The sequence below is a fragment of the Methyloceanibacter sp. genome, assembly GCF_049590335.1.
Classification (GTDB): Bacteria; Pseudomonadota; Alphaproteobacteria; order Rhizobiales; family Methyloligellaceae; genus Methyloceanibacter.
In genome coordinates this window covers 1-8,475 of record NZ_JBAWCQ010000076.1, presented here as the reverse complement: position 1 = coordinate 8,475, position 8,475 = coordinate 1, and the positions used below count along the sequence as shown (strand labels likewise).

The window sequence follows — 8,475 nt, the reverse complement described above, 5'->3', positions numbered from 1 at the left end:
GACCGTAGGTGATGAGCCCGATTTTGCGGAAGTGCGTGACGCGCGGCAGAGCCTGACCAAGGGCTTTGCGGACCTCATCGATACGCCGGATCTTCGCGCCGATCCCCTCCGCAAGGCTGCCCGCCATAGAACCCGAGGCATCGAAGACGATCATCGCGTCCTCGGTGCATGGCGTGAGCGTGTCCGCCGCGAAGGCATGCGCCGGCCACACGCAAACGGGCATCAGTGCAAGGCTGCAACGCCTGAAAAAACCCAACGCAGACATGCCTGCTACCCCGTGCCCTAAAAATTGCCACCTTACGGCAATCTAAGGGCGCATCCCTAGAAAGTTTGAGTCATTGGGCAAGAGCCCCTGTCGCTCCAATGCCGACATCATAGGGCAGCCTAGGGTCTGCTGAAAGGCTTTCACCAAGTCTTCCTCGTTTTCCGCCGAGATATAGAGCCCGCCCGTTTCCTTGGCGAGACACTTCACATCCAAAACGCTCGATTCGCCGATCCAGGTAAAGTTCCTCATTTGAAACCCTATGACGTGGACGGTCAGATTGGAGCTGTTCTCCAAGAGCGTCTTGCCCAAGGCGCATGGGTCGCCATCGCATGTCTCCTCGCCATCTGTCAGCAGGACGATGATGCCCGGTTGCGCCCGATGGTCGAGGACCTCCGCCGCCTGCTCGACAGCTTCGGTCAAAGGCGTCTTGCCCGCCGGGTTCAGACCCGTGACAACGCTCATGATGGGGTCGGTGGCATCGGGGATCGGCCGCAGGTCGAGTTGAACATTGCACTGACGGTAGGGGCCCGGACCATAGGTGATGAGCCCTACTTTGCGATATTGCGTGACCCCCGGCAGAACGCGGGCCAAAGCCTTGCGCACTTCATGAATGCGCGGCTTCTCGGTCATTATGCCCTGTCCCAGGTTCCCGGCCATGGACCCGGATGCATCGAACACGATCATCGCATCTTCGGTGCACGGCGTCTTTTGGTCTTGTGCTTTGCTCGGATCTGCAATGACCGCGAGCGGCGCCGCAAGCAGAAGCCCTGCGAGGAGAATTTTACTCAGCGACTGCACTTTCACACTCTCCTCCCCGCAAGGTACTCCTAATCCCGCCTAGTCAGCGGGCGCGAAAGCGATCTACTCGCGGGCTTTGAACGCATATACGATCAAGATCACGCCTTGGATCAATAGAAGTGCCCCAAAAACGATCGGGAGAGCCACTGCTGCGGGAATTGGCGCGCCAAGCAGAACAACACCGATGATCAAGTTAATCAAACCGAATATGAAGGAGCCAAAGCCGCCGCCGGTGAAGGCCCCAATGATCGCGATGATGCCGATGACGACGCCGAGAACGCCGAGCCACACGACAATAGCCGTGGGCAACACCACGGCGGAAAAGACCGGGTGCTTCAATACGATGATGCCCGCGAGGATACCCAGCACACCGATGATCAGCGACCAGTACCAGGGCACGGTGTCGTCGACGAAGACCCGCACCAATTCCAGCACACCCACGAACAACCAATAGAGCCCGAGAAAAACGACAAGCGCGACTAGCGTTTCCGCGGGTCGGGTAATCAGAAGAAAACCGAAGATGATCGACGCGATCCCTTCAAGCAGGAAAACCCACCAGATATCCGAGTGGCTCTTCGGAACGGTCGTTACAGACATGTTCAAATCCTCCCTGATGTAGTCTCGTTTTTTCACCGCGAGCGCGCCCGCAGCTTGTGCTCGGAATTATAGCAATTCGGCCCCCACCACGCCGGGGGATAATCGGTTTTCGTTGAATTCCCCTGTTTTATTGGACGCCGACACGCGGTAGCGGAGGCTGATATGATCCACTATCTAAGAGAAGTGATTCTCAGAATGCCGCCTTCAGCCGGTGTCCGGTCCCGGAGGGCCCCATGATTAAACCGATCGTCCGCGTCCCCTGCTCGGTCTGGCGCGCCCATTCCGCCTCGCTCGAGATGACCGCGGGCACACGTGCGATCCCCGAAGAAACCGCGATCGCCTTCACCTTCAACACGGCCTCTTACGCGGTGATGATGGCCACGCCGCAGGACCTGGAAGACTTTGCGGTCGGCTTTGCCCTCACCGAAGGGATCGTGCCGTCTTTGGAGGCCATCGACACGGTCGAGGTGGTCGAGGAAGACGCCGGGATTGAACTGCGCGTCTGGTTGAAAACGAAAGACGCGGCCGAGTTCCTGGGCCGCCGACGTAAGCTGGCCGGCCCGACGGGCTGCGGCCTCTGCGGTGTCGAAAGTCTGATCGAAGCCATGCGCCCGCCGCCGCCCGTGAGCCAGGGCCAGGTTTTGACGCCCGAAGAGATCATGACGGCCGTCTCTTCGCTTGCCGCCCATCAGGAGCTCAACCGCGAGACCCGCGCGGTGCACGCCGCCGGCTTCTGGGAGCCTGCGCGGGGTCTTTTGGCCGTCCGTGAGGACGTGGGCCGTCACAACGCCCTCGATAAGCTGGGCGGCGCTCGCGCGCGAGATGGCGAGACCGCCGCGCAAGGCATTATCGTGCTGACCAGCCGCGTCTCCATTGAAATGGTACAGAAATCGGCCATGATCGGCGCACCCATCGTCGTGGCCGTGTCGGCCCCCACAGCGCTCGCCGTGCGCATGGCCGAGGCCTGCGGGCTGACCTTGGCCGCCGTCGCCCGCAAGGACGGGTTCGAAGTCTTCACCCACCCACACCGTATCGCGGGCGCGTCGAAAAGCGACGTGGCTTAGAGGACCTCGGCCCGCCTAGTCGGCGCGGCGCGCGGCAGGGTCGTTCACGTGCAGGTCGTCGAAATACAGGCGCGGGTAAAGTCGAGATCTTCCGGCGCGTTGATATTGAAGAACAGGTCCAGTTTGTATCTTCGCAGAGAATACTGAACGGGCTTACAGTCCGAATTGTTCGCGCAGATTGTTGCCCCATGCCGGGCGAAGGTCTGCCACAATGCAGCCCTGCTGGGCGGTTGGGGGGAATTCAAGGAGCTGCGCCATGAAATTTCTGACGACCAGTCTATTTGCCGCCTGCCTCGCGCTCGCTGCGCTCTGCTCAGCATCGTCGCCGGCCGAGGCCGCGTCCGGCCAGGAGATCGAGAACGACGTTAACGACACGCTGCATAAGTTCGTCGATCAGATCGGCGGCGCACGGCCGCTGGCCAACAAAGCCGTGGGAATCTTGGTGTTCCCATCCGTCGTCAAGGCTGGTTTCGGCATTGGCGGCGAGTACGGCGAAGGCATGCTGATTGTCGATCAGAAGCCGGCCGGATTCTACAATCTCGTCGGCGCCTCGTTCGGCTTCCAACTCGGCGTGCAAGAGCGCTCGGTCATCATCATGTTCATGACCCAAGACGCGCTCGATCAGTTCTACAGCCTTTCGGGTTTCAAGATCGGGGTGGACGCTTCGGTGGCCATCATCACGCTCGGCGTCGGCGGATCCGTCGACACGGACAAGATCACCCAGCCTGTGATCGGCTTCGTGCTCGATCCGAAGGGGCTAATGTACAACCTAACGCTCGAAGGCTCCAAGATCACCAAGATCGACCGTTAGGCGCGCAAGACAGCTGATACATTCTGGCGCACGCCTGCAATCGTCTTGTCATAAGCGGCCCCTACAGACGTAGGATGCTGTCATAAGACAATTGCAGGCTGTGAAACCAATTGCGGGAGGATTGGATGGCTGACACAGATTGGGGCGAGGACGTCAAGAAGAAGCTCGGCCTCAGCCTGTCCGACGACGAGTTCCACGGTGCCATCGCGACCATCGGCGAGAAGCTAAAGGGCGTGGGCAGTAAGAACAGGGTGACGGTCTACGACACGCTGGCCGATCACTTCGGAAAGCTGTCCGACTTCGCTTAGCGCTCCGTCCCGTTTGGGACATTCTTCGGACGCGCAGAGCAACCGGCTCGGAGCAGAAATGCTCCGGCCGCTGGCCCGTGCCGTGCACAACAGCGCCAAGCGCTAGCGTCGCGGTTCGGCGGCTTTCCCGTTTTGGTCTTGTTGGGGTTTCTCGACCGCGTTCCGGTCCTGATCCAGCGGACCCACCCGGAAGGCCGACATCGGCACTTCGACCGCGCAACCCGCGACGGACAAGGCCACAAAACCAACGGCGGCGGTTAAAGCAATGTGTCTCATAATCGCGTCGTAAAAAATCACATGGTTGAAAACAATATCTCTCACCCTATTTAGGCGTGAATTTTTCTAAAAACAGAGCGAACCCTGACAACAAAGGTGACTTGGTTAGGAAAGAGTGACCTGGCTTAGGGCGTTTTGCGGTCTTAGGAGCAGACCATCTGCTCTCCGAGCACGCCTTTGACGGCTATGGCCCAGGCGCGGGGCACCCGCAATAGCTTCTCCGGAACCGGCATCAGGATGGAGACGGCCGGACACGCGGCCAACTGGCTCCGGCTCTCGGCGACCGACACGATCAAATCCGCCGAGAGCGCACCGATCCGAGGACGCAAATTGGTTTTGAGATCCGGCACGTCCGCGATCGTCTCGACGCCCTCCTTCCGCCATGTCTCAAAATAGTAGCGCTGCACGAATTTGGCCGCCTCCATCTGCGCCACGATAAATCGCCGTGCCAGCCCATCATCAAGCCCCGCAGCCCGCGACCGCGCCAGAGTAGCATTGAGGACATTGGCTTCGCGCGCCGGATCGTCTATCGGGAGCCGCTGGTTCCACTTATAGGCGGCCACCTGCTCCATAAGCGCCAGACGCTCGATCAGTAGCTTACGAAGTGCGTCCAGACCGCTCTCAGGGCCCGCGGCCCACGCACTTTGAGTCGATGTTAAGACTAAGAGTAAAACCAGGACTAAACGGCACAACTGTTCCGTCTCCGTCATATGGGCAGGCGCTTCAAGCCGCTATAAAGGACTCCACACCGTCTCGTGCCAACCCTATCAGCACTGAAGGCCCCAGAAGACATGACCGCTCATTCTCACACCGCAGCGCGACGCACCCGAAATGCTTTTCTCGGTCTTTTTGCATGCGCCTTCGCCCTATGCGGCACAGGCGCCCCGGCGCTTGCCGATCCGCTGCTCGACGAGACGGTCGAGTTTACCGGGACGATCCTGTTCCTTCAGAGCAAGGTTCCCGGGCTCGTGATCGGCGCCGTTCGGAATGGCGAGACAGCCATCTACGGGTTCGGTGAACGCCGCGAGGGCGGCAAGGCGCCGGATGGCGACACGGTGATGCGGATCGGCTCGATTACCAAGGCCTTCACCGGCCAGGTCCTCGCCGCGCTCGCCGCCAAGGGCACGGTCTCCCTTACCCAGCGGCTTGGCACGGTCGCGCCCGATTTCGGCAAGGGCAAGGACCCCAATGTTGCGAATATCCGATTGATCGACATCGCGACCCAGTCCGCAGGCCTGCCGCGCGAAGTACCCCATGAGCCTGGACCTGATGACGATCCTTTCAAGCCGATCACGCGCGAGGCCTTCGCGGGCTGGCTGGCCAAGAACGACCTGCTCTATCCGCCTGGAACGGGCGTGCTCTATTCCAACTTCGCCTTCGATCTGCTGGCCATTGGCCTGTCGGAAGCAGCAAAGACACCCTATCCGGGGCTTCTGAAGGCCCATATCACCGATCCGCTCGGCATGACCGACACGGGCTTTACGCTTAGCGACGACCAAAAGAGCCGTCTGATGCATGGCCACGGCTTCGATGGCAAAGCCTTACCCGATGTTCCGACCGGCGAAGTCATCGTCGGCTCCGGCGGCCTTTACTCGACGCCGAAAGACCTGCTGCGCTGGATGCAATGGCATCTCGATCGCCTCGCGGAAAAGGACGCTGAAACGCGCATGCTCGATCACGCAGCCTATCTCATCCGCGACAATCTCAATCCTGTTTCCGGCATGGACGAGTCCGGCCATATGGACGCGATGAGCCTTGCCTGGGTGGTCATGATGCCGGAGGGCAACCGCCCACTGATCCTGCAAAAGGCCGGTGGCCTGCAGGGCACGTTCTCCTACATCGCCTTCGCGCCGAGCCGGGGCGTGGCTGCCTTCGTCGCTATCAATGAGTTCGACTTCGCCGCCGCCATGACCATGGCCGACGTCGTCAACGAGCTGATCGCGACGCTCGCGCCGCGCTAAGGCCTATCTGCAATTGCACCGCCGACCTGGTGAGATCTGCGTCGTGAGCGTCCTTCGACACCACAGGCCCCGCGCCCTGAACCCCCGCCAAACACTTCCCACTTTGTATTTTTGTAACGAATGCGAAAATTCTCTCGTCGCCGGTTCGGGCGGCGGTCGCCCCGCAAGAAGTTTTCCATAAGAGGTTCCCATGGGTCTACTGGTTGACGGCGTCTGGCAGAATCTAGCCTAGTCTTCGAGCGCCTGGCCGTTACTTCTTCGTAGGCCGCTGATCCTCCACCGGCCCCGCTGCGTATCGCTATCATCGCTCTGGGTGTTACCTCCTCCTACTGCGTCCACCGCGATGTGGGTAGCCCCGGCGTTAACAGGCACCGGGGCTTATTGCCTTAAGGAACAGCTAAATGGCGCAACACGTAGATCTACACACATTCCTAAAGTCGTCGGACGCTTTCGAGGACGAACCGAAGCCGATAGACGCCTGGCGAACACTGCTGTTCACCTTGGAAGGCCTGCCGGTCGCCCGAGATCTGCCGAGATTGCAGGGCAGCCCGCTGCACCAATGGCTCGAGGACGTCGCCAATACCGTCGACCCCGTTGATCTCGTAGAGACCTTGGATAGAGAGTTGCGGCGTCGTGTTGGCTTAAGAGCCGCGACGTCTCAGCCTGCGGAACAACTACTGGTGTCTTTGTGCCAGAGCCTTGAGCTGTTGGTGTGGACCAAAGGACGGACTGGGGTTTAATCTAAAGCAGGTGTTGATCCCGGCGGCCGGACAGGGCACCGATACCGAATGGAAGCCTCAGAGTATCTCGCCTTCCTCCCGCTGTTGATCTACGGTATCGCCTTGGCCGACCTGCTCAGCCAGTGGCGGCGCTTCTTCGACCGGGATTATTTCTATCTTCCGTACTTTCTCGCCACGCTGCTTTTCACAGAAAATGCGATTTGGAGCGTTTACGGCTATCTGGAAGTAACGTCGCACCTCGATGGAATTGGCTACTTTCAGTACTGGGCGTACCTCTTGCAGCCAATGCTGTTCCTGGTGATCGTTAGCGCTCTGACGCCTGACCCGGAAAACAAGGACACAGAGGCGTACTTCATAAAGCGAATGCCTGTCGTGTTCGGCATGATGGCTGTCTACATCGGCAGCCACTTCATTGCCGACTATGGCGAGATGTCGTCGCTCAATGTCGCGCGCGTCCTAGCCATCCTGCTTTGTATCGTTATGGCCGTCAGCAAACGTGCTTGGCTCGTCTACGTAGCAACGGCTTTGTGGCTCTTCAGCCTCTATGCCCGAATGTAAATTGCCTTGAGCATCGAGTGAGAATTGGCGCAGCGGCCTGCGAGCTTGATAGTGACCAAGCTCGGGCGCAAAGAAAATTTGGGCACAAAGACCTGGCGCCGGACTCGACGTCCGAGGCGGAAGTCGAGTGTCCTCGCTCCCAAACCCGGCGCTCGCATGCGGCGCCGGCGCGCGCGTCCAGAGCTAAAGTTGTCTGACCGCTATGCGCAGATTAGCCGATCAGCCGCTGGATCAGGTTGACCACCAGCAGGAGAACGATCGCACCAAGTGCCGCGGTGACAATCGCGCCGATGACTCCTCCGGCAATCGTCAAACGAAAGCCCAATCGCGGGAATAACCATCCTGCGATAAAGGCACCGGCGATACCGATGATGACGTTCCACAAGAGGCCGAAGCCGGCACCCTCGACCACGACACCAGCCAACCAGCCCGCGACCGCACCGATAAGCAGCGTAACAAGCACACCAACAAGATCCATGATTTCCTCCCCGTGTTCGCTACGGGGTCGTTGCCCCGCATGCTTGAAACTAGCAGCGCAACTGCAACTAGGCACGAATAAACGCCCAAAGAAGTCAATCCACCCGTGGCGACTGGCCGTCCCGCAAGATTGTGTCGTCCTGATAAAGTGTGCGCCAATCGACCGCGGCGGGTTCAGCCAACCCTCTTCACGCATCTGTCCGCTGTGTCCGTATACTGCTAAGGCATTGGCACAGTTGACCTTACGGATGCCCTCTTCGGGAAGTCCAGGGAGGATTTCCATGACGACCTCCGCGAGCGGTTCGTTGTTCGCCTCCTGGGAGTTGAGCCCGATTGAGCAATAGTGGCAGATCCCAAACTGGCCCGCGCACCACGGTAGGGTTTCGCGTCATGTGATCTAGATGAGTGACGAGCGCGTATTCGAGGTACTGAATAGGTACACTGATTTTGCAGCACGTTCCCCAGATACTCCTTGTTCTCGCCCTATCTTTTTCAGCAGCGGCTGAATCAGATGCCGCTGGCTGGCGTTCACCTTGCCCATACGAAGGAGACTTCAGGACGCTTCCAGCGGGAATCGATAAAGATAGTGCCAACCGGATTTGGTGTTGGATGAAACAAGA

The 8,475-nt window shown here is 59.5% G+C and carries 11 protein-coding genes; 6 read left to right on the top strand and 5 right to left on the bottom strand.

Annotated elements, in window-relative coordinates; genetic code table 11:
* From WBQ77_RS05820 to WBQ77_RS05810, 3 genes are all read right to left on the bottom strand, one after another.
* Positions 1–265: hypothetical protein (locus WBQ77_RS05820; protein WP_424059334.1), on the bottom strand; the 265-nt coding region annotated here is incomplete at its 3' end.
* Between the two features lie 42 nt (positions 266–307).
* Positions 308–1,063 carry a vWA domain-containing protein gene (locus WBQ77_RS05815; protein ID WP_424059333.1) on the bottom strand — a complete coding sequence of 252 codons (756 nt, stop codon included), beginning with the start codon at positions 1,061–1,063 and terminating at the stop codon, positions 308–310.
* Between the two features lie 63 nt (positions 1,064–1,126).
* Complete coding sequence (locus WBQ77_RS05810) at positions 1,127–1,660, bottom strand: HdeD family acid-resistance protein (protein ID WP_424059331.1); 534 nt, start codon at positions 1,658–1,660, stop codon at positions 1,127–1,129.
* Positions 1,661–1,893: 233 nt separating this feature from the next.
* Here WBQ77_RS05810 and fdhD point away from each other — a divergent pair, with 233 nt between their 5' ends.
* From fdhD to WBQ77_RS05795, 3 genes are all read left to right on the top strand, one after another.
* Positions 1,894–2,724 (top strand): formate dehydrogenase accessory sulfurtransferase FdhD, encoded by an 831-nt coding sequence (gene fdhD / locus WBQ77_RS05805; protein WP_424044917.1) that lies wholly within the window; start codon positions 1,894–1,896, stop codon positions 2,722–2,724.
* Between the two features lie 256 nt (positions 2,725–2,980).
* Entirely contained in the window at positions 2,981–3,535 is a 555-nt protein-coding gene (locus WBQ77_RS05800) for a BPSL1445 family SYLF domain-containing lipoprotein (protein WP_424044919.1), read from the top strand.
* Positions 3,536–3,660: 125 nt separating this feature from the next.
* Positions 3,661–3,843, top strand: coding sequence for a DUF2853 family protein (locus WBQ77_RS05795; protein ID WP_424044921.1), 183 nt, complete (start codon positions 3,661–3,663; stop codon positions 3,841–3,843).
* A 419-nt stretch (positions 3,844–4,262) separates the two neighbouring features.
* On the opposite strand, the gene aroQ is transcribed toward WBQ77_RS05795, so the two are convergent.
* A complete protein-coding gene (gene aroQ / locus WBQ77_RS05790; protein WP_424059328.1) occupies positions 4,263–4,829 on the bottom strand; it encodes a gamma subclass chorismate mutase AroQ in 567 nt (188 codons plus the stop codon).
* Positions 4,830–4,910: 81 nt separating this feature from the next.
* Between aroQ and ampH the strand changes: the two genes are divergently transcribed.
* The 3 genes from ampH to WBQ77_RS05775 all read left to right on the top strand — a co-directional run bounded on the left by ampH (position 4,911) and on the right by WBQ77_RS05775 (position 7,378).
* Positions 4,911–6,080, top strand: coding sequence for a D-alanyl-D-alanine-carboxypeptidase/endopeptidase AmpH (gene ampH / locus WBQ77_RS05785; protein ID WP_424044926.1), 1,170 nt, complete (start codon positions 4,911–4,913; stop codon positions 6,078–6,080).
* Positions 6,081–6,481: 401 nt separating this feature from the next.
* Positions 6,482–6,820 (top strand): hypothetical protein, encoded by a 339-nt coding sequence (locus tag WBQ77_RS05780; protein WP_424044927.1) that lies wholly within the window; start codon positions 6,482–6,484, stop codon positions 6,818–6,820.
* A 48-nt stretch (positions 6,821–6,868) separates the two neighbouring features.
* A complete protein-coding gene (locus WBQ77_RS05775; RefSeq protein WP_424059326.1) occupies positions 6,869–7,378 on the top strand; it encodes a hypothetical protein in 510 nt (169 codons plus the stop codon).
* 211 nt (positions 7,379–7,589) lie between these two features.
* On the opposite strand, the gene WBQ77_RS05770 is transcribed toward WBQ77_RS05775, so the two are convergent.
* Positions 7,590–7,856 carry a GlsB/YeaQ/YmgE family stress response membrane protein gene (locus tag WBQ77_RS05770; protein ID WP_424059324.1) on the bottom strand — a complete coding sequence of 89 codons (267 nt, stop codon included), beginning with the start codon at positions 7,854–7,856 and terminating at the stop codon, positions 7,590–7,592.
* Positions 7,857–8,475 lie beyond the last annotated feature (619 nt).